The 20,230-nt window shown below is 65.6% G+C and carries 25 protein-coding genes; 11 read left to right on the top strand and 14 right to left on the bottom strand.

Annotated features, from left to right (window positions below):
* The first annotated feature begins 37 nt into the window (after window positions 1-37).
* Together ccmA and DX905_RS07855 are read left to right on the top strand one after the other, a co-directional pair.
* A complete protein-coding gene (gene ccmA, locus DX905_RS07860; protein ID WP_240320942.1) occupies window positions 38-559 on the top strand; it encodes a heme ABC exporter ATP-binding protein CcmA in 522 nt (173 codons plus the stop codon).
* Entirely contained in the window at window positions 556-1,191 is a 636-nt protein-coding gene (locus DX905_RS07855) for a heme exporter protein CcmB (RefSeq protein ID WP_116090861.1), read from the top strand. Before ccmA ends, DX905_RS07855 begins: the two co-directional genes overlap by 4 nt.
* A 40-nt stretch (window positions 1,192-1,231) precedes the next feature.
* Here DX905_RS07855 and DX905_RS07850 read toward each other — a convergent pair whose 3' ends face one another.
* The 9 genes from DX905_RS07850 to DX905_RS07815 form a co-directional block, all read right to left on the bottom strand.
* Window positions 1,232-2,095 carry a class I SAM-dependent methyltransferase gene (locus DX905_RS07850; RefSeq protein ID WP_116090860.1) on the bottom strand — a complete coding sequence of 288 codons (864 nt, stop codon included), beginning with the start codon at window positions 2,093-2,095 and terminating at the stop codon, window positions 1,232-1,234.
* Window positions 2,092-3,321, bottom strand: a complete 1,230-nt coding sequence (locus tag DX905_RS07845; RefSeq protein ID WP_116090859.1) for a M16 family metallopeptidase — start codon at window positions 3,319-3,321, stop codon at window positions 2,092-2,094. Before DX905_RS07845 ends, DX905_RS07850 begins: the two co-directional genes overlap by 4 nt.
* Window positions 3,318-4,718 (bottom strand): threonine synthase, encoded by a 1,401-nt coding sequence (gene thrC, locus DX905_RS07840; protein WP_116090858.1) that lies wholly within the window; start codon window positions 4,716-4,718, stop codon window positions 3,318-3,320. Before thrC ends, DX905_RS07845 begins: the two co-directional genes overlap by 4 nt.
* Window positions 4,719-4,883: 165 nt before the next feature.
* Window positions 4,884-5,534 carry an SURF1 family protein gene (locus DX905_RS07835; protein WP_116090857.1) on the bottom strand — a complete coding sequence of 217 codons (651 nt, stop codon included), beginning with the start codon at window positions 5,532-5,534 and terminating at the stop codon, window positions 4,884-4,886.
* Complete coding sequence (locus DX905_RS07830; RefSeq protein WP_116090856.1) at window positions 5,531-5,905, bottom strand: DUF983 domain-containing protein; 375 nt, start codon at window positions 5,903-5,905, stop codon at window positions 5,531-5,533. Before DX905_RS07830 ends, DX905_RS07835 begins: the two co-directional genes overlap by 4 nt.
* A gap of 54 nt (window positions 5,906-5,959) precedes the next feature.
* The gene (locus DX905_RS07825; RefSeq protein ID WP_116090855.1) at window positions 5,960-6,778 is read right to left on the bottom strand and encodes a cytochrome c oxidase subunit 3; all 819 of its coding nucleotides are present in this window, start codon (window positions 6,776-6,778) and stop codon (window positions 5,960-5,962) included.
* Between the two features lie 35 nt (window positions 6,779-6,813).
* Complete coding sequence (locus DX905_RS07820; protein ID WP_116090854.1) at window positions 6,814-7,377, bottom strand: cytochrome c oxidase assembly protein; 564 nt, start codon at window positions 7,375-7,377, stop codon at window positions 6,814-6,816.
* Window positions 7,377-7,499 carry a hypothetical protein gene (locus DX905_RS16385; protein WP_275896063.1) on the bottom strand — a complete coding sequence of 41 codons (123 nt, stop codon included), beginning with the start codon at window positions 7,497-7,499 and terminating at the stop codon, window positions 7,377-7,379. The genes DX905_RS07820 and DX905_RS16385 overlap by 1 nt, the downstream gene beginning before the upstream one ends.
* A complete protein-coding gene (locus DX905_RS07815; RefSeq protein WP_116090853.1) occupies window positions 7,496-8,407 on the bottom strand; it encodes a heme o synthase in 912 nt (303 codons plus the stop codon). Before DX905_RS07815 ends, DX905_RS16385 begins: the two co-directional genes overlap by 4 nt.
* A 97-nt stretch (window positions 8,408-8,504) precedes the next feature.
* Between DX905_RS07815 and DX905_RS07810 the strand changes: the two genes are divergently transcribed.
* Complete coding sequence (locus DX905_RS07810) at window positions 8,505-9,248, top strand: class I SAM-dependent methyltransferase (protein ID WP_240320776.1); 744 nt, start codon at window positions 8,505-8,507, stop codon at window positions 9,246-9,248.
* Between the two features lie 93 nt (window positions 9,249-9,341).
* Here the strand turns inward: DX905_RS07810 and ctaD are convergent, their stop codons facing one another.
* A complete protein-coding gene (gene ctaD, locus DX905_RS07805; RefSeq protein ID WP_116090852.1) occupies window positions 9,342-11,018 on the bottom strand; it encodes a cytochrome c oxidase subunit I in 1,677 nt (558 codons plus the stop codon).
* Window positions 11,019-11,029: 11 nt separating this feature from the next.
* The gene (coxB, locus tag DX905_RS07800; RefSeq protein WP_420822137.1) at window positions 11,030-12,121 is read right to left on the bottom strand and encodes a cytochrome c oxidase subunit II; all 1,092 of its coding nucleotides are present in this window, start codon (window positions 12,119-12,121) and stop codon (window positions 11,030-11,032) included.
* A gap of 169 nt (window positions 12,122-12,290) precedes the next feature.
* Between coxB and pyrE the strand changes: the two genes are divergently transcribed.
* From pyrE to DX905_RS07770, 6 genes are read left to right on the top strand one after another with little or no spacing between them, the layout of a single operon-like run.
* Window positions 12,291-12,878: an orotate phosphoribosyltransferase gene (gene pyrE, locus DX905_RS07795; RefSeq protein ID WP_116090851.1), complete on the top strand. Its 588-nt coding sequence runs from the start codon at window positions 12,291-12,293 to the stop codon at window positions 12,876-12,878.
* Window positions 12,875-13,600 carry a pyridoxine 5'-phosphate synthase gene (locus DX905_RS07790; protein ID WP_116090850.1) on the top strand — a complete coding sequence of 242 codons (726 nt, stop codon included), beginning with the start codon at window positions 12,875-12,877 and terminating at the stop codon, window positions 13,598-13,600. Before pyrE ends, DX905_RS07790 begins: the two co-directional genes overlap by 4 nt.
* Window positions 13,597-13,998, top strand: coding sequence for a holo-ACP synthase (acpS, locus tag DX905_RS07785; RefSeq protein WP_116090849.1), 402 nt, complete (start codon window positions 13,597-13,599; stop codon window positions 13,996-13,998). Before DX905_RS07790 ends, acpS begins: the two co-directional genes overlap by 4 nt.
* 16 nt (window positions 13,999-14,014) lie before the next feature.
* Window positions 14,015-14,893, top strand: coding sequence for a signal peptidase I (gene lepB / locus DX905_RS07780; protein WP_420822136.1), 879 nt, complete (start codon window positions 14,015-14,017; stop codon window positions 14,891-14,893).
* Window positions 14,890-15,759, top strand: coding sequence for a signal peptidase I (gene lepB / locus DX905_RS07775; protein WP_116090847.1), 870 nt, complete (start codon window positions 14,890-14,892; stop codon window positions 15,757-15,759). The genes lepB (DX905_RS07780) and lepB (DX905_RS07775) overlap by 4 nt, the downstream gene beginning before the upstream one ends.
* Before the next feature lie 2 nt (window positions 15,760-15,761).
* A complete protein-coding gene (locus DX905_RS07770; RefSeq protein WP_116090846.1) occupies window positions 15,762-16,817 on the top strand; it encodes an AI-2E family transporter in 1,056 nt (351 codons plus the stop codon).
* A gap of 4 nt (window positions 16,818-16,821) precedes the next feature.
* On the opposite strand, the gene DX905_RS07765 is transcribed toward DX905_RS07770, so the two are convergent.
* The 3 genes from DX905_RS07765 to DX905_RS07755 all read right to left on the bottom strand — a co-directional run bounded on the left by DX905_RS07765 (window position 16,822) and on the right by DX905_RS07755 (window position 18,536).
* Window positions 16,822-17,394, bottom strand: coding sequence for an FKBP-type peptidyl-prolyl cis-trans isomerase (locus tag DX905_RS07765; protein WP_116090845.1), 573 nt, complete (start codon window positions 17,392-17,394; stop codon window positions 16,822-16,824).
* Between the two features lie 14 nt (window positions 17,395-17,408).
* Window positions 17,409-17,615 (bottom strand): 30S ribosomal protein S21, encoded by a 207-nt coding sequence (gene rpsU, locus DX905_RS07760; RefSeq protein WP_116090844.1) that lies wholly within the window; start codon window positions 17,613-17,615, stop codon window positions 17,409-17,411.
* Between the two features lie 123 nt (window positions 17,616-17,738).
* Window positions 17,739-18,536, bottom strand: a complete 798-nt coding sequence (locus DX905_RS07755) for a DODA-type extradiol aromatic ring-opening family dioxygenase (RefSeq protein WP_116090843.1) — start codon at window positions 18,534-18,536, stop codon at window positions 17,739-17,741.
* 63 nt (window positions 18,537-18,599) lie between these two features.
* Between DX905_RS07755 and DX905_RS07750 the strand changes: the two genes are divergently transcribed.
* Together DX905_RS07750 and DX905_RS07745 are read left to right on the top strand one after the other, a co-directional pair.
* Window positions 18,600-19,142, top strand: coding sequence for a (2Fe-2S)-binding protein (locus tag DX905_RS07750; RefSeq protein WP_116090842.1), 543 nt, complete (start codon window positions 18,600-18,602; stop codon window positions 19,140-19,142).
* Window positions 19,143-19,247: 105 nt separating this feature from the next.
* Entirely contained in the window at window positions 19,248-20,201 is a 954-nt protein-coding gene (locus tag DX905_RS07745) for an RcnB family protein (RefSeq protein ID WP_116090841.1), read from the top strand.
* Window positions 20,202-20,230: the final 29 nt, after the last annotated feature.

Genomic DNA, 20,230 nt, shown 5'->3' with positions numbered 1-20,230 from the left:
GCTGCTGGACGAGATTTCGTGCTTCCGTGGTGGGCGGATGCTGTTCGAGCGCAGGCGGCTGGCGCTCGCACCGGGCGGGGCGGCGCTGGTTACCGGGCGCAACGGCGTCGGCAAATCCAGCCTGCTGCGCATTGCGGCGGGCTTGCTCCCGCCGACGGCGGGCCGGGTCGTGCGGGAGGGACGGGTGGCGTTGGCGGCGGAAGCGGCGGCGCTCGACGAGGATCTCAGCCTGTTTGCCGCGCTTGCCTTCTGGTCACGGCTCGAGGGCGGCGGCGACGAAGATGTCGCGGGCGCCTTGGCGGCAGTCGGACTCGCATCGATTGCGCTGGTGCCCGTGCGCTTGCTCTCAACCGGCCAGCGCCGCCGCGCGACGATTGCGCGCGTGATCGCCAGCGGCGCGCCGATCTGGCTGCTCGATGAACCGGCGAGCGGGCTCGACACCGGCTCGATCGACGCACTGGCGGGCATCATGGCCGGGCACCGTGCCGGCGGCGGCATCGTCCTTGCCGCCAGCCACCAGCCGCTCGGGCTCGACGATGCGCAGGAACTTGCCTTGTGACGGCGTTCGCCACCCTCGTCCGCCGCGATCTACTGAGCGCTTTCGCTCATGGCGGGGGGTGGCTGCCCTTGGTCTTCTATCTGTTGGTGGCGACCTTATTTCCCTTCGCAATCGGGCCGGACGCGGCTTTGCTCGCCCGGATCGGCGGCGGCGCGCTGTGGACGGCCGCCTTGCTGGCGGCATTGCTTCCTGTCGAGCGGCTGGTGCGGCCGGATCTCGGCTCGGGCGTGCTCGATCAGCTAATGGTGCGCGGCCAGAGCGACGAACTGATCGCCGCCGCCAAGCTTGCAGCGCACTGGCTCAGCTTCGGGCCGCCGTTGATGGTCGCGACCTTGCCGGCGGCGGCCTTGCTGGACCTGAACGCTGCGACATTGCTGCGCCTGGAGATCGGTCTCGCGCTCGGCACCCCCGGTCTTGCCGCGCTTGGCCTTGCCGTCGCGGCGCTGACGGCGGGCTTGCGCGGAGCGAGCGCGCTGATCGGCTTGGTGATGCTGCCGCTGGCGGTGCCGCTGCTCATCTTCGGGGCTGGGACGGGACCCGGCGCGCTGGAATTACTGGGCGCGACGACTTTGCTGTTCGTCGCTGGGGCGCCATTCGTCGCAGGTGCGGCCATGCGCGCAGCTCGCAGCTAGCCTTCTTCCCGGGCGAAAGGCCGATTGCAGGTCGGAAGCGCTATCGACTCCACCGCGCGAAAATCGCGGTCGGCAACAGCAGCCCGCGCGCTTCCTCGCGCACCGCCATTTCGCCGACCTCGACCGTGCCACCGAGATCGGCCAGCGCCTGGCTGAGCAATTCGCCGATCGCCAGTGCCGACATGCGCACCGCATAGACGGTCAGCACCAGATATTTACTGTTCTCGTCGAGCAACCGCCGGCAGTGCGCGATCAGGCCGGGAAGATGCTCCTCGATCCGCCAGATCTCGCCATCAGGGCCGCGTCCGAATTTGGGGGGGTCAAGGAAGATGCCGTCATAGCGCCGTTCGCGCCGCACCTCCCGCGCCGCGAACTTGACGGCGTCGTCGACCATCCAGCGGATCGGGCGATCGGTCATGTCGGACAGGAAGGCGTTGGACTTGGCGATGTCGACCGACTTCTTGGACGCATCGACATGGGTCACGCGCGCGCCTTCAGCGGCGAGCGCGAGCGAGCCGACCCCGGTATAGCCAAACAGGTTCATCACCTCGTCGCCCTCGCCCGTGCGATCGCGCATCCAGCTCCATTGCGGCGCCATGTCGGGAAAGAAAGCGAGGTGGCGAAAGGGCGTATTCTGGGCCGTGAAGCGCAGCTCTTCCCACTTGATGTGCCAGCCGCCGCGCGGCACGTCGCGCGACAAATGCCATTTGCCGCCGCCATCCTCGTCGGACGCGGCGATGAAGTCGCCATCGGCTTCCCAGCTCAGATTGGCGGGCGCCCACATCGCCTGCGGCTCGGGCCGGATAAAGCGAAAGCGGCCGAATCGCTCGAGCTTGCGGCCGTGACCCGAATCCACCAGCCCGTAATCGTCCCACGGTTCGGTGACGAGGGTGAGCAGGCTCATGCCGCCTTTGCCAATTTACCGCCGACGGTGGCCAGCGCCTCGCCACCGCCAAGCGCCTTCGCCCCTGCCGCGCGCGCCTGCGCCAGCGTGACCGCATCGAACCGCTCGACGCCCTCGCTCAGGGGCGCGATGCGGCCATGGATCTGGATGCCGCGGGCAAGATTGTCGCAGCGCGCCTGGACCGATTCAGCGCCCATCAGCAGCCCGGCCTTGGCCTGGGTCTTGCCACGCTGGAGCTCCGCCTCAGTCATTTCATCGGCCGTGCGGGCGAGTATTTCGCGCGCCAGCGCCAGCGCCTTGGCGCCATCGCGGCGCGAGGCGGCCAGATAGACGCCGAAGACGCCGGTGTCGGCATAGCTATGGTTCCAGGCATAGACCGAATAAGCCAGCCCGCGCTGCTCGCGGACCTCCTGGAACAGCCGCGACGACGCCCCGCCGCCGGCGACGCCGGCAAAGAGGCCGAGCGCATAGGCGTCTTGGTCGAGATAGCCGACACCGGGGAAGGCCAGCGCCAGGTGAAGCTGGTCGAAGCGGCGGACATCGTGATGCACGCCGGGTGCAAATGCAGCGGCGGGAATGGCGGGCGGCGCTCCCGGCGCCATGTCTCCGAACCGCGCTTCCGCCTGCCGCAACAGCGCCTCCTCGTCGATCTTGCCCGCGGCGGCGAGAACCAGCGCGTCGGGACGATATTGCTCGGTCAGCCAGCCGCGCAGCGCGCCGGTGTCGATCGCAGCAATGCTGGCCTCGTCGCCCAGCACCGGTAAGCCGAGCGATTGATCGGGAAAGGCCGCTTTTTGGAGGTGATCGAAGATGATGTCGTCGGGCGTGTCGCGCGCTTCGCCGAGTTCGGCGAGCACCACGCTCTTCTCGCGCTCGAGCTCGTCTGCGTCGAAATGGGGCGCGCGGATCAGATCGGCGATAATCTCCACGCCCAGCGGCAGATCGGCGGCGAGCAGACGGGCATTGAACACGGTCTGGTCGCGCGCCGTCCAGGCGTTGAGCGAGCCGCCGACATCCTCGATATCCTCGGCGATGGCCCGCGCATCGCGCCCGGCCGCGCCTTTGAACACCATATGCTCGACCATATGCGCCAGCCCGGCCAGGCCCGCCGGTTCGGAGCGTGCGCCGACGGCGGCATAGAGTCCGACCGCGGCCGTCTCCACGCCCGCCATAGGCTCGACGGCGACGGTCAGCCCGTTGGCCAGCCGATGCAGCCGCGCGGTCATGCCGCCGTCGCCCGTTCGGCGATATACGACTGGATCGCCCCGAGGTCGCTCGGCAACACGTCATAGCGTTCGGTGCGATCGAACAGGTCGCCGACGCGCAGCGGCAGCGGCGGCCGCTTGCCGGTCGCGCGCTCGACCGCATCGGGGAATTTGGCCGGATGGGCGGTGGCGAGCGTCACGATCGGCACGTCGCGCGGCAGATCGGCGACATGCGCGGCGGCAAGGCCGATCGCGGTATGCGGATCGAGCAGCATGCCCGATTCCTCGGCAGCGCGGCGCATCGCGAGGTCCATCGCCTCCGGATCGATGCGCGCACTGGAAAAGATCTGCGAGGAGACCTCGCGCATCGCCGGCGTCAGGTTGAATCGGCGATTCGTCTCGAAGCCCAGCATCGATCCCGCTAACGCTTCGCCGTCGCGATCGTGCAAATCGAACAACAACCGCTCGAAATTGGAGCTGACCTGGATGTCCATCGACGGGGCCTGGGTCGGCGTGACCGTGCCGACCGAATAATCGCCTTCGGACAAGGCGCGATGGAGGATGTCGTTGACGTTGGTCGCAACGATCAGCTTTGCCACCGGCAGGCCCATCTTGGCGGCGGCGTAGCCTGCGAACACATCGCCGAAATTGCCCGTCGGTACCGAGAAGGCGACCGGCTTGTCGGGCGCACCGAGCCGCACCGCCGCGTAGAAATAATAGACGATCTGCGCCGCCAGCCGCGCCCAATTGATCGAATTGACCGCCGACAGCGCGAAACGCCCGGCGAAATCCTGGTCGGCGAACATCGCCTTCACCATTGCCTGGGCATGATCGAAGCTGGCGCCTTCGATCGCGATATTGTGGATATTGGGCGCGAGCACGGTCGTCATCTGCCGGCGCTGAACTTCGGACACGCGCCCCTTGGGGTGGAGCATGAACAGGTCGACCTTGGCGCGCCCGGCGAGCGCATCGATCGCGGCTGAGCCGGTATCGCCCGACGTCGCGCCGACCACCGTCAAATGGGTGTCGCGGCTCGACAGGAAGCGTTCGAACAGCAGGCCGAGCAATTGCAGCGCTACGTCCTTGAAGGCGAGCGTGGGGCCGTGAAACAATTCCAGCACCCAATTGCGCGCATCGAGCTGCACCAGCGGCGTCACCGCTGCATGGGCGAATCGCCCATAGGCCGTCTCGCACAAGGCGCGCAGTTCGGTCGGGGCAAGCGCACCGCCCACGAATGGCGTCAGCACCGCCACCGCTGTGTCGACATAGGAAAGGCCGGCCAGAGCGGCGATCTGGTCGCGCGTGAAGGTCGGCCAAGCCTCGGGCACATAGAGACCGCCATCAGAAGCAAGGCCGGCGAGCGTCACCGCCTCGAAATCGAGCACGGGAGCGTGCCCGCGCGTGCTGACATAAAGCATGGCCGCCCGGTTAGCGGGCGGAGCCGGTTAGGGCAAATTTATCGATCAAGCGCTTCCGGCGACCGAACTCATCGCAAGGCGCGGAATGCGCCGCGCGATCCGGACCCGCATTAGAGCTGGATTGCTTTGCTTCGCCCGCAATGACGAATTCAAAAACAGCGCGGTCTAAGCCGCCCCGTCGCTCCTTCGACCCTCGCGCGTCCGCGCCCTCTGCCACAAGGCGACGCCGTAGATGATCAGCGCGAGCGCGGCGAAGATGAACCATTGCACCGCGTAGGACAGGTGATTGTTGGCAATATCGGCGGGATTCGGCTGCGCCGTCGGCACGAGGCCGGGCGCGGCCGCTTCGCTGACGATCATCGGCGATGTGGCACCGGGCCCGGATGCGAGCCGCGCGATCAGCGGCAGATCGCTCGGTGCCCAGGTGAGTCGGCCGCGAACCGTCCCGCCGTTCCACCGCGGGGTCGCGGGCGCGGACGAAATGCCAACATCCACCTTTATGCCCGGGCCTTCGGCACCGGTGCGGCACGATGCGATATGCCGCCACCCAGACCTGCCATCCGTCCCGCGACCCGCCTCGGTCGTCCAGCCGACCACCTCCAGGCAATGGGCGCTGGTCCGGCGGTAAAGCGCATCGTCGGTGACCGGGAACAAGGCCACGAGCGGAAACGCAGGCTTGGTGACGTTGGCCGCATAGCTGGCGAGCAGCGCCTCCTTCTCATGCAAGCGGTGGATTTGCCAAAAGCCCAGCCGCACCATCAGCAGCGCCGCCAGCAGCACGACGATGGTCGGCAAGATCGGAATTACGCGTCTCATCGCGGGGGGCTGATCCGTCCTTCGCGCGCCGCATTGCGATATTCCAGCACCAGCAGCATGCCCTTGGAGGCGCGCAGGCTGGCGAGGATCAGCGCGAGCGTGATCGGCGGCCATAACAGGAAGTGCACCCAGAAAGGCGGCGAGAAAATCAGCTCTACCGCAATCGCCATCGCCGCGACCAGGGCGCCGAGGATCAGCGTCAGGAACGCCGCCGGCCCGTCACCCACGTTGAAGGACGAGAAATCGAGCCCGCATTGTGCGCAGCGATCGGCGAACTTGATCCAGCCCGCGAACATCGTGCGCGCGCCGCAGCGCGGGCAACAGCCCTTGAGGCCGGCCGCGATCGGGGAAGGCGCTTCCACTTCGGTCATTCACTCATCCGTTCGCCCGGTCCCTCGAGATCGCCCGGGACGAACGGCGCGGGCTCACCCGGCGATTTGTGCGCCCCAGCCGCCCCAAACGTAGATCGACACGAACAGGAATAGCCACACCACGTCGACGAAATGCCAGTACCAGGCAGCGGCCTCGAAGCCGAAATGCTGCTTGGGCGTGAACGCGCCCTTATAGGCGCGCACCAGGTTCACGGTCAGGAAGATCGTGCCGATCAGGACGTGGAAACCATGGAAGCCGGTCGCCATGAAGAAGGCGGCGCCATAATTCAGGCCTTTGAACGGGAAGGGCGCGTGGGCATATTCATAGGCTTGGATGCCCGAGAAGGTAATGCCGAGCAGGATCGTGCACCACAGACCCTGGATCATCCCCTTGCGATCGCCATGCAGCAAAGCGTGGTGCGCCCACGTCACGGTCGTGCCCGAGCAGAGCAGGATCAAAGTGTTGAGCAGCGGGAAAGCGAAGGGATTGATGACGGTCAGGCCCTTCGGCGGCCATACGCCGCCGACCACGTCGACCGTCGAGGGGAAGAGCGAGAAATCGAACCACGCCCAGAACCAGCCGACGAAGAACATAACTTCGGACGCGATAAACAGGATCATGCCGTAGCGAAGGTGGAGCGACACAACCGGCGTATGATCGCCGGCATTGGCCTCGCGGATCACGTCCGCCCACCACGAGAACATCGTATAGAGCACGCCGATCAGGCCGGCGAAGAACACGAAGCCACCATAAGCGGCGCTGTGCATCCACATGATGCCGCCCGCCGCCATCGCCAGAGCCGAGAAGGCGCCGATCAGCGGCCAGATGCTCGGCGGCAATATGTGATAATCGTGGCTCTTCGCTCCGGCCATGCTCGTCGGTTCCCGTTGGCTGTGTTGAACGCCCCTTAGCTTGCCGTTTTCGGCTTCGCCATGGGATAAAATGTGTAGGACAAGGTTATCTCGCTGATGTCGTTGGCGTTGGGATCCCTGGCGAAGCCCGGATCGACGTAGAACACCACCGGCATGCGGATGCGCTCGTGCGGCCGCAGGGTCTGCTCGGTAAAGCAGAAGCATTGGATCTTGACGAAATACTGCCCGGCCTGGGGCGGAGTCACGTTGAACGCGGCCGTGCCGGTAATGGCGTGGTCACTGTTATTGACCGCCGTGAAGAATGCCATCTGCCGGGCGCCGACGGCGACGCGCGTTACATATTGATCGGGCTCGAAGCCCCAGGGCAGGTTGGGCGAAACGTTCGCGTCGAACCGGACATTGACGAATCGGCCCACCACCGGGCCGGGCGCGATCGCGTTCAATCGTTCCTTGACCGTGCCGTTCCAGCCGGTCGCCTGGCAAAACATGCGGTACAGCGGTACGCTGGCGAAGCCGAGCGCCACCATGAAGGCGACGAGCAGCAGCATGATCAGGCCGGTACGCTTTTTGGCGCGTTCCAGGGGCAGCGAGGCCGCCATCAGCCGATTCTGACGATCGCGATCGCGAAGAACAGGATGACGAGCGCGCCGAGCAGGAGCGCGGTCACTTTGGCGCGCGACTGCTGGCGACGACGATATTCCTGCTCGAATTCGGGGGTCATGTCAGCACCAATTTATCGACGACGAGCGCCCCAAACAGGGCGAACAGGTAAAGGATCGAGAAGCGGAACAGGGCGCGCTCAGGCTTCATCAGCGCCTGATCGGTCTCGCGGCTGGCGCTGACGCGGACCGCAAGGATCACAAACCACGCGGTCAGCAGGCTTGCGGCGACGCCATAGATCGCGCCGGTCTCACCGAGCGGCCACGGCGCGACCGCGGCTGCCGCCATCGGGATCGTATAGATCAGCACCTGGCGTCGGGTCGCAGGCAGACCGGCGACCACTGGCAGCATCGGCACGCCGGCGGCGGCGTAATCGGTGCGCACGAACAGCGACAGCGCCCAGAAATGCGGCGGCGTCCACAGGAATACGAGCAGGAACATAAGCACCGGCAAGATGCCGATGTGACCGGTCGCCGCGGCCCAGCCGATCAGCGGCGGAAACGCGCCCGCAGCTCCGCCGATGACGATATTCTGCGGCGTCCGGCGCTTCAGCCACACCGTATAGATCAGCACGTAGAACAGGATCGAGGCGGCGAGGATGGCGGCCGCGAGCAGGTTCACCGCCAGGCCCATCACCAGCACCGAGCCGACGCCGAGCGCGACTCCGAAATGCAGCGCGGATTGACGCTCCATCCGTCCCGCGGGAAGCGGTCGCTTCTGGGTGCGCTTCATCTGCGCGTCGAGATCCGATTCGTACCACATGTTGAGCGCGCCGGAGGCGCCCGCGCCGACCGCCGTGCACAAGATGGCGGTGAAGGCGATCACCGGGTGAACATGGCCCGGTGCGGCCAGCAATCCGCACAAGGCGGTATAGACGACCAGCACCATCACGCGCGGCTTGGTCAGCGCGAGAAAATCGCGCCATTCGGCCGGAAGGACCGGTGATATCGGAACGGCGGGGGAGGGCATGGGCCGCCTATAGGCGCGCGCGAGGGTTCGCGAAAGCCATTGCGCCTTACCGCGGCCGGCGGGCGATGCTAATCGGCATCCATCCGGGGAGGGGCAGTTGGCCGTCGACGAGAAATTCCTGCGTGAGGTAACCGCCTATATCCAGAAATGGGACGGGCACCTCGACACCTATTTCGGTACGCTCGACCTGACCGGCAAGCGCGTGCTCGTGATCGGGGCGGGGTGGGGCACCGAAATCTTGTGGATCTTGCGGCGCGGCGCGGCGCACGTCGTGGGTATCGATCCGCGCTCAGGCGAGCGCGCCTTCGTCGAGAACGCGCTCGCCCAACACGGCATGAGCGCGCTTGCCGATCGCTTCACGTTTTTACAGGGCACCGTGGTCAACGTCGGCGACATCGGCCGATTCGATCTGGTCATGTCGAACAACGTGTTCGAGCATGTCGATGCCCTTTCCGCCAACCTCGCAGCGATCGCCCCCCTGCTGCCCGACAAGGAGGCGCGGGTGCACATCTTCGCCGATCCGCTCTTCTATTCCTCGCAGGGCCACCATCTGCCGATCGGCGCGTGGGAGCATCTCAGCCAGACGCAGGAGTCGATCCGCGCGCGGGTGACGCCCAATCAATGGCGGGAATATCGCACCGGTATGAACGGCATGACACTCACCGATTTCCTCGGCGCGGTGCGCGAGGCGGGGATGATCCTGCTCGATCTGGCCGTCCGGCCCGACCCCAATCTGGGGCGCTTCCCGGAGCTGCGCGATACCTTGCCGTCGGCGATGAAGCCGATGGATCTGTGCCTGTCGGGCCTGCGCTGCACGCTCGCCTTCCCGCATAATATCTAAATGCAGTGCCGATTGGCCTGAGCCAATCGGCAGGCAAAGAAAAAGCGCCCCAGGTATCCCCGGGGCGCTCGTTCTTGATGCAGTGCTTGTCCGTCAGTCGATGCGGGGAAGCTGCTCGAACTGGTGGTAGGGCGGCGGGCTCGACAACGTCCACTCCAGCGTCGTCGCGCCCTCGCCCCACGGATTGTCGGGCGCCTTCGGGCCGGCCAGCAGCGAGTAGATCACGTTGACGAAGAAGATGGCCATGCCGACGACCATGATCTCATAGCCATGGCTCGCCACCGAATTCCAATGCTCGAAGGCATCGGGATAATCGGGGTAGCGGCGTGGCATGCTCTCCATGCCGAGGAAGTGCATCGGAAAGAACAACACGTTCACGCCGATGAAGAACACCCAGAAGTGCAGCTTGCCGAGCAGCTCGTTATACATCCGCCCCGACATTTTCGGGAACCAGTAATAGAAGCCGGCGAACAAGCTGAACACCGCACCGAGGCTCAGCACGTAGTGGAAGTGCGCCACCACGTAGTAGGTGTCCTGGAAATAATTATCGATGCCGCCATTGGCGAGCAGCACGCCCGTCACGCCGCCGACGGTGAACATGAAGATGAAGCCGATCGCCCACAGCATCGGCGTCTTGAAGGACAGCGAGCCCTCCCACATCGTCGCGATCCACGAGAAGATCTTGATGCCGGTCGGCACCGCGATCACCATCGTCGCGGCGGTGAAGTACATCTTGGTGTCGACCGACAGGCCGGTGGTGAACATGTGGTGCGCCCACACGATGAAGCCGACGACGCCGATCGCCACCATGGCATAGGCCATGCCGAGATAGCCGAAGATCGGCTTGCGGCTGAAGGTCGCGATGACGTGGCTGACCATGCCGAAGCCCGGCAGGATCATGATGTACACTTCGGGATGGCCGAAGAACCAGAACAGATGCTGGTAGAGGATCGGATCGCCGCCGCCCGACGCATCGTAGAAGGTCGTGCCGAAGTTACGATCGGTCAGCAGCATCGTGATCGCGGCGGCCAGGACGGGGAGCGCCAGCAACAGCAGGAAGGCGGTGACCAGCACCGACCAGGCGAACAGCGGCATCTTGTGCAGCGTCATGCCGGGGGCACGCATGTTGAGAATGGTGGTGATGAAGTTGATCGCACCCAAGATCGACGATGCGCCGGCCAAGTGGAGCGAAAGGATCGCCATGTCGACCGCCGGTCCCGGCGAGCCGCTGGTCGAAAGCGGCGCATAGACCGTCCAGCCGGTACCCGCGCCAGGCCCGGTGCCGCCGGAGAAGAAGGTCGAGCCGAGCAGCAGCGTGAAGGCCGGCACCAGCAGCCAGAACGAGATGTTGTTCATGCGCGGGAACGCCATGTCCGGCGCACCGATCATGATCGGAACGAACCAATTGCCGAAGCCCCCGATCATCGCCGGCATGACCATGAAGAACACCATGATCAGGCCGTGCGCGGTAACGAGCACGTTCCAGAAGTGATGGGCCTGGTCGGCGGTGCCGGCACCGTGCAGCATCTCATACCAGGTGCCGAGATATTGAATGCCGGGGTGCGCCAGCTCGGCGCGCATCAGCCCCGAAATGCCACCGCCGATGATGCCCGCGACGATCGCGAAGATCAGGTAGAGCGTGCCGATGTCCTTGTGGTTGGTCGACATGAACCAACGCGCGAAGAAGGCCGGCTTGTGATCCGCATCATGGTGATGCTCATGCCCATGGTCCGCTTGGAAGTGGCTGGGGCTGGCGGCAATATCGGTCATTTACTCTGGCCTCAGTTCTGCGCGACGGCAGGCTGTGAAGTGGTGGCGGGCTTGCTGCCGGTACCGGCGATCGGCGTGTCGGTCCCAACCGGGCCGCTCGCGGGCTTGGCCGCCGCTGCCGGCGACGTCGCGGTCGCATCCGGATTAGCGGCGCCCTTCGGGCCGGGCATAGTTCCGCCCTTGAACGCGACCCATTGTGCGAACTGAGCCGGAGGCACGACCTCGACCGCGATCGGCATGAAGGCGTGGCGCGCGCCGCACAATTCGGAGCATTGACCGAAATAGACGCCGGGGCGATCGATCTTGAACCAGGTCTCGTTGAGGCGGCCGGGGACGGCATCCATCTTCAGCCAGGCGGCGGGCAGCGCCCAGCTGTGGATGACGTCGTTGGAGGTGGTGATCACCTTCACGACCGCGCCGGCGGGCACGACCATTCGCTCGTCGACCGCGAGCAGGCGCGGGCCATCGGCGTCGGTGCGGGGCTTCTCCTTGCCGGTAACCTCGTTCTTTTCCTTGAGCATGTTCGAGACGACTTCGAAGTCGCCATTGTCGGGATATTGATAGGTCCAATACCATTGGTTGCCGATCGCCTTGACCGTCAGATCGGCCTTGGGCGGCGAATATTGGTGCGCCAGCAGCTTGATCGAGGGCACGGCGATGCCGACCAGGATCAGCACGGGCAGCAAGGTCCACACAATTTCGATGATCGTATTGTGGTGTGTCCGCGAGGGCGTGGGGTTGCTGCGCGCGTTGTAGCGCACGATCACCCACAGCAGCAGGATGAGCACGAATATCGAGATGATCGCCATCATCGGGACGAGGATGATGTCGTGGAAGCGCACCGCCTCGTGGCCGATCGCCGTATATTGCGGCTGCAGGCCGATCCGATCCGCGCTGGGCATACCGACGCCCGGGGTCGGGGCCAGATGGACGATGTCGCCCGGCTTTGCGGCCACGACCGGCGCCGCAGGGCTCTGCGGAGCGGGGCCGGGATTCGGCGTCACCGTCTGCGGAATCGGCGCCTGGGCGGGCGCGGAGGCGGCCCCGAATGCGGCCAACCCCAGAAACATTGCGAGGACGGTGCCCCGGATCGTCTTCAACACTCGGATCGTTCCCCAGCTGGAGACCTTGGGTAATGGCGTCGCCTGAAGCCTTGCGGCTGGCGCGCCCGGGGGCCGTCTCAACACCGGTTCGGGCGCAAATGCAAGCTGTTGAAGGCTGGCTATGCCCCGTCTATCGCCCTTTGAGCATGTTTGCCGAGGAACCACAGGAATGACCGACGAGGAGGTGCTGGCGGAATTCCGCGCCGCGGATGCGTTGCTGGAAGGCCATTTCATCCTGTCGTCCGGGCTGCGCAGCCCGCGCTACCTGCAATGCGCGCGCGTCCTGATGAACCCGGCCAGGGCAGCCAGGCTGGCCGACGCACTCGCGGCGCGTATCCCGGTGGAGATTCGCGACCAGCTGCAGGCGGTGGTCTCGCCGGCTATGGGCGGCGTGATTGCCGGGCATGAAATGGGCCGCGCCCTCGGCATGGACGCGATGTTCGTCGAACGCCCGACCGGCAGTTTCCAGCTACGCCGCGGCTTCGCGCTCAAGCCGGGGCAAAAGGTTTTGCTGATGGAGGACGTCGTCACCACCGGCCTGTCGTCGCGCGAGGCGATCAAGGCGGTCGAGGAGGCCGGCGGCCGAGTGATTGCGGCGGCGGCATTGGTCGATCGCTCGAACGGCAAGGCCGATCTCGGCGTCCCCTTCTTCCCGCTGATCCGGATCGACGTGCCGACCTACTCGGCCGATTCATTGCCGCCCGAATTGGCGGCGGTCCCCGCGATCAAGCCGGGGAGCCGGGCAAACCCGTCATGAATGGGCTCCGCCTCGGGGTGAATATCGACCATGTCGCGACGGTGCGTAACGCCCGCGGCGGAATGCATCCGGATCCGATCCGCGCCGCCGCGATCGCAGCGCAGGCCGGCGCTGACGGTATCACTGCCCATCTGCGCGAGGACCGGCGGCACATAACAGATGGCGACATCGATCGCCTGATGGCGGGGATTGCGTTGCCGCTCAATCTTGAGATGGCCGCGACCCCGGAGATGGTTGCGATCGCGCTGCGCCACAAGCCGCACGCCGCCTGCATCGTGCCCGAACGGCGGCAGGAGCGCACGACCGAGGGCGGGCTCGACGCCGACGGGCATCGCGAGACGCTGGGGCCGATGATCGGCGCCCTGGGGGACGCCGGAATTCGCGTCAGCCTGTTCATTGAGCCCACCCCATCGCAGGTCGAGGCCGCGATCGCGCTCGGTGCGCCGGTGGTGGAATTCCACACCGGCCGTTACGCTCATCGTACCGGCGCCGCGCGCGCCGACGAATTGAAACGGATTGCCGACATGGCCGCGCTCGCCGCCAAGAACGGGATCGAGCCGCACGCCGGTCACGGCCTGACCTATGACAATGTTGCCCCGATCGCCGCGATCCCGCAGATCGCCGAACTCAATATCGGCCACTTCCTGATCGGGGAGGCGATCTTCGTCGGGCTGGACGAGGCCGTGAAAAGGATGCGTGCGGCGATGGATGCGGCGCGATGATCATCGGGCTGGGATCGGATCTATGCAACATCGAACGGATCCAGAGCTCGCTCGACCGTTTCGGCGATCGCTTCATCGACCGGGTCTTTACGGCAACCGAGCGTGCCAAGGCCGAGCGGCGGACGATGACCCGCGCCGGCACCTACGCCAAACGCTTCGCCGCCAAGGAGGCTTTCTCCAAGGCGATCGGCACCGGGTTCAACCAGGGCGTGTTCATGAAGGATATCGGCGTGGTCAACCTGGCGTCGGGCGCGCCGACGCTTGCGCTCAGCGGGGGAGCGAAGGCCAAACTTGACGCGTTGACGCCACCGGGCCACGCGGTCGACATTCATGTGACGCTCACGGATGACCACCCATGGGCGCAGGCGTTCGTCATCCTCTACGCGCGCAAGATCTGAGCCAAGGAATTTTGAGTTGAGCGAGCCGGAAGCGACCATACCCCTTACCAAAGGCTCGACCGACAAGCCGGCGACCGACTGGTGGGCAGAGATTAAGAGTTTCGCCTGGCTTATCCTCGCCGTGCTCGCGGTGTGGAGCTTCATCGCCAAGCCCTTCTACATTCCGTCCGAATCGATGATGCCGACCCTGATCAAGGGCGACCGGCTGGTCGTGACCAAATATCCTTACGGCTGGTCCTATGTCTCGCCGGCGCCGATGCACCTCTTGCCGTTCATCCATGGCCGGCTGTTCGGGAAAATGCCGGAACGCGGCGACGTCGTGATCTTGAAGCCGCCGACGGAGGATTCGGACTATATCAAGCGCGTCATTGCCTTGCCTGGGGACCGGATCGAGGTGCGCGAAGGTCTGATCATCCTCAACGGCGTACCGATCAAGCGCGTGCAGATTGCGTCGGCGATGATCCCGATCGATGCCAATGTCCCCTGTGCCAGTGCACAGGAAGCGCCGTTCCTGATCACGGGCAAGGACGGCAAGCGCTATTGCGATCTGCCACGCTTCCGCGAAACCTTGCCGACAGGCGTCAGCTACGACACGATCGACGTCGGCTATCATCCGGGCATTCCGGACGACTTTCCGGAGACGACCATTCCCGCCGGCCATGTCTTTGTGATGGGCGACAATCGTGACGAATCAGCCGACAGCCGCGTGCCGGCCTTCGAAATGGGCCTCGGCGGCCCGATCCCATGGGAAAATCTGGGCGGTCGCGCCGAGTTCATCAGCTTCAGCTATGACGGCTCGACCAACTTTCTGAACCCGCTCACCTGGTTCAGTGCGCTGCGCCACGGGCGCGCCGGCACCAGCCTCCATCCCCACCGCGAGACGCCCGCGGGATGAGCGGGGCGGCGTCCGATCCCACCGGTGCCTCGGCTCCAGCCGTGCCGGACGGCCGGAACCGCTTGATCGATGAGGTTCGCGGGCTCGCCTGGATGGCACTGGCCGTGTTCGCGCTGTGGACCTTCATCGCGAGGCCCTTCTACATCCCGTCCGAATCGATGATGCCGACGCTGATCAAGGGCGACCGGCTGGTCGTAACCAAATTTCCCTACGGCTGGTCCTATGCCTCCCCGGCCTTTCACATTCTGCCGTTCATGCGTGGCCGCCTGTTCGGTCGCCTGCCGGAGCGCGGCGATGTCGTTACGCTCGACCGCGACGGCGAGGAACTGATCAAGCGCGTCATCGGGCTGCCGGGCGATCGCATCGCTGTCCGCGGCGGCGTGATCATTCTCAACGGCGTGCCAGTGCGGCGCGAGCGGGAAGCGCCGGCCACGCTGCCGATCGATGCCAATCTGCCCTGCGATACGATGCTGGAACGGCAGTTCCAGGCGGTCGGTCCAAACGGCAAAGGCACGTGCGCCTTGCCCCGCTACCGTGAAACTTTGCCCAGTGGCGTCAGCTATGACACGATCGACATGGGCGATTTCGGCGCCGGGGGGTATGACGATTATGCGGAGATCACCGTGCCCAAAGGCCACGTCTTCGTGATGGGCGACAATCGCGACGAATCGGCGGACAGCCGGGTGCCCCGCGACAATAACGGGCTCGGTGGACCGATCCCGATCGAGGCGCTGGGTGGTCGCGCCGAGTTGCTGACCCATAGCTATGACGGCAATGGCGCCTTGTGGAACCCGGTAAGCTGGTTCACCGCGCTGCGTGGTGGCCGCGCCGGCACGAGCCTGCGTCCCCAGGCAGCGGGAAAGTAACCGTGCCCCGCCGCCCACGCGAAGAGCCGGGCCCGTCAGATTTTACGGCGCCTAGCACCACCCGCGAATTCCACGATGCGGTCATCTGGATCGGGTTGGCGGTTGCGGTCGCGCTGATCTGGCTGCTCGCCCAACCCTTGCTGTTGATCATCGGCGGCGTGGTGTTCGCCGCGCTGCTCGATGGCGGCGTGCGCCTGCTGGGCAAGGTCACTTCGCTCGGCCGCGGGCTGCGGCTGGCGATCGTCGCCGTGCTGGTTGCCTGCTTCCTGGTCGGCTTCGCCATCCTGATGGGTAGCCAGCTCGCCGGCCAGTTCGAGGCGCTGCGTGCGGTGGTGATGGACCAGGCCAATCGCGTGGTTTCTTATGGTCATAGCCTTGGGCTGGTCCCGCCCAAGCAGGGGGCTGCCCAGATTGGCCGGCAGCTGGTCGGCTCGTTTGGCGAGGTGACAGCCGCGCTCGGCACCGCGCTTGGTGCGCTATCCAGCCTGCTTGCGATCATCGTGCTCGGCCTGTTCATCGCGATGGAGCCGCGCCTCTACGAGCGCGGCGTGGCCTGGATGCTGCCGATGAAGAAGCGCCGGGATTTCTATCACACCTCCGAAAAGATGGGCCGGACTTTGCGCCGGCTAATGGCAGGCCGTCTGGTCGGAATGGCCGTCGAAGGCGTGTTCGTCGGTACGGCCCTCTCTCTAATCGGCGTGCCGATGGCGCCTTTGCTCGGCGTCCTTACCGGACTGCTCGCTTTCCTGCCGAACATCGGCGGGATCGTCTCGGGTGCTCTGATCGTGCTGGTAGGCTTCTCGGCGGGCACCCATATCGGGATCGGCGCGATCTGCGTCTATATCGCCGTGCAGACATTCGACGGCTATGTCGTCGTCCCGATGGTCGCACGGCGTGCGGTCGATCTGCCGCCCGCATTGGTGCTCGGCTGCCAGCTTCTGTTCGGCGCATTGTTCGGCATCCTCGGCCTGGCCCTGGCCGATCCAATCGTCGCGATGGTGAAAGTGCTGCTCGAGGAAAAGAGCGAGCTCGCTGCCGAGGACGCCGCGGCGCCCTGAGCCGTTACATTCCCGGCTGCTGTCCCGGCATGCCGGAAGGCATCGGCGCGAAATCATGCATGGTGATGTCGAACACCAGCACCGAACCGGGCGGAATTGTGCCGGCCTGGCGATCGCCATAAGCGAGCTGCGGCGGCAGCCAGACGCGATATTGCGAGCCCTTGCGCATCAGCATCATCGCCTCGGCGAAGCCGGGCACGACCTGGCCGACGGGAAGCTGCGCCGGCTCGCCGGGCTTGGTCAGGTCGAACACCGTGCCGTCGGTCAGCGTGCCGCGATAGTCGATCAACGCGATATCGGCCGCCGTCGGAGTCGGCCCCGAGCCAGGCTTGATCACCAGATATTCGACGCCCGATGCCGTCGTCCTGACGCCGCGGCGCTTGCCGTTGGCGGCCAGAAAGTCCGGCGCCGACAACTTGGCCATAGCCGGTGAGGCCACTGCGGCGCGGCGGGCAGCCGTGCTGGCATAGACGCCACCGCCGATGCCGGCTGCAAGCAGAAGAGCGACACCCGCCCAAAGCGCGGTAACGCCGCTCTTGCCAACGGGGCGCAGCGGAACCGCAGTTATATCGGACATGAGAGTATCAGACCTTAACGGGCCTGGTCGCGCTCGGTGCGCTTACGCTCCAGCTTGCGGGCGCGGCGGATGGCGGCGGCACGCTCGCGCGCACGCTTTTCCGACGGCTTCTCGTAATGACGGCGCAGCTTCATTTCGCGATATACGCCCTCGCGCTGCAGCTTCTTCTTGAGCGCGCGCAGTGCCTGATCGACATTGTTATCGCGAACGATGATCTGCATAAATAAACCAGTTCTCCAGTCGGGCTGGCGCGTCCGTCAGCCGGCAATAAAAGATTGTCGCCGCGAGCAGTGCCCGCGTCGGAAGCGGCGCCCCTAACAGCGCGAGGGTGATTCTTCAAGCCTTCAGCCGAAGCGGAAGGCGGAAACCGTCCAGCCGATAACATGGTCGCGATGATCGTTCACGGCCGGATCGTCTCCGCCTGCGCCGAGTGCGACCATCAACGGCAGCAGATGCTCCTCGCGCGGGTGGGCGAAGCGCGCCTGCGGCAACGCCGTCCAATCGGCGATACGCGTACGTCGCTGCACGGGGTCCGGATCGGTGACTGCCGCGCTGAGGCCAGCGTCGAACAGGTCCGCCTGCGGCGCCACGTCGCGTCCGAGCATGCGCATGTTGTGGAAACTCATGCCGGATCCGACGATCAGTACGCCTTCGTCGCGTAGCGATTCGAGGGCCTGGCCGGCACGGATGTGCGCGGCAGGCTCAAGATCGGCGCGCAGCGAGAGCTGCATCGTCGGGATGCAGGCATTCGGCACGACCACCTTCATCGGCACGAACACGCCATGATCCCAGCCGCGCGTCGCATTCTCGCTTGTCGCGAAGCCCGCGCCCTCGAGTAGGGCCTTTACCCGTGCTGCTAGAGCGGGCGCGCCAGGCGCATCCCAACGCAGGCGATACGTATGTTCGGGAAAGCCGCGATAGTCGAACAGCAGATCGGGCTGTTCGCCGGTATGAACGGTGAAGTCGGCTTCCTCCCAATGGCCCGAAACGATCAGGATCGCCCGCGGTCTTCCCGGCAGGGACGGCAGGATCGCGGCGAGATAATCCCGCATCGGCTGCCATTCCGGCGGGCAGCTGCCGTCGGGGTTTAGGAAGAAGCACGGTCCTCCGCCATGCGGGATGAACAGGCTGGGTTGGCGCATTTACCGCAGATGGGGGCGGCCTGCGCGCTTTCCAATTGGGCGCGCTCTTTCTAGGCTGCGGCGATGACCCGCTTCACCGTCAACGGCGCACCCGTCCATTACAAGATGGACCCCGAGACGCCCTTATTATGGGCCTTGCGCGACGCCTCGAACCTTACCGGCACCAAATATGGCTGCGGTGCGGGGCAATGTGGCGCGTGCACGGTCCATGTCGACGGCATCGCGCGGCGGTCATGCCAGGTGGCGATCGGCGCGATCGAAGGCAGCTTCGTCACCACGATCGAGGGGTTGACCAGCGACCGCAGTCACCCGGTGCAGCAGGCCTGGGTGGCGGAGAGCGTGCCGCAATGCGGCTATTGCCAGTCGGGGATGATCATGGCGGCTGCCGCGCTGCTGGCGCGCAATCCCAATCCCAGCGACGCGCAGATGGACGAGGCCATCACTAACCTCTGCCGGTGCGGCACCTATCCGCGGATCCGCCGCGCCATCCGCCGGGCAGCCGAGGCGGGCCATGGCGGCCGCGCCATCGCCGCCGCGCCGCCGCCGGACATCGATCCTGCCGACGCCGCCGCCGCCGTTCCGGCGCTCACGCCTGTCCATAAATAGCTTTCTGAACGCTGACGGATCAATTCAGCCGTCGATCACGCTCATGCGTTCATAGCGCCATCAATGACGGGCGCATTCGGCACCCGCAGCAGGAGTGGTGCAGAGATGAAGAGCGTGAAGCTCGCCTTGCTCGCCGCCGCGGCCGTCATGGTCGTGATGCCGGCAATGGCGCAAGATCGGGACGGCCGCCATGGCGGGCGGGAGAACCGGTCGTTCGATAGCGGCGAGCGGAATAATGTCCGCCCGACGCCGCCCCAGGCGGTAGCACCGCGGCCGCAGCCACAGGTTTCGGCGCCGGCTGCGCCGCAACAGCAGCAGCGCGGCACTTGGGGCGGCGGCAATCGCTTCTCCCCCGAGCAGCGCGCCCAGTGGCAAGCCGGCCGCGGCCAGCGGGAGCGTAACGATGCGCGGCCGGTGCCGCCGCAGGCCAACACCGGCACACCGCAGCAGGATGTCGGTCGATGGAGCCGCGGCGAGAATCGCGGCGATGTCGGCAGGTGGACCGGCAATGACAGGCGGCAACGCGGCGATCGCGACGCCGGCAGCGGCCGGGTCGATACGCAGCGTGACGAAGGCCGCTGGGATCGCGACAACCGCGGCGGTGCCGGCGACTGGCGCCGCAACGACGGTAACCGCGGCAACAACGACCGCCGTTGGGACAACAATAATCGCGGCAACAACAATGACGGTCGCTGGGACAATAACCGGCGCAATGACGGTCGCTGGGATCGCGACGGTCGCGGCAATGGCCGCCGGCCGGACCTCAACTGGCGCAACGACCACCGTTATGATTGGCGCGGCTGGCGCAACACGCATCGCGATATCTTTCGTCGCGGGCATTACAACGCTCCCTATGGCTACGGGTATCGCTCGGTTTACCGGGGGTTTTTCCTTGAGCCATTTTTCTATGCGTCAAACTATTGGCTAAGCGATCCATATGAATATCGCCTGCCGCCGGTCGAATGGCCTTATCGCTGGGTTCGTTATTACGACGACGCTCTGCTGGTGGATACAACTACCGGGGAAGTTGCCGACGTAATCCAGGGCTTTTTCTATTAGAAAATACTTGGCCGGTGCTCCAATGAGCA

It is taken from the genome of Sphingomonas crusticola (assembly GCF_003391115.1).
Classification (GTDB): domain Bacteria; phylum Pseudomonadota; class Alphaproteobacteria; order Sphingomonadales; family Sphingomonadaceae; genus Sphingomonas_I; species Sphingomonas_I crusticola.
This window is presented reverse-complemented; position numbering and strand designations above follow the sequence as displayed.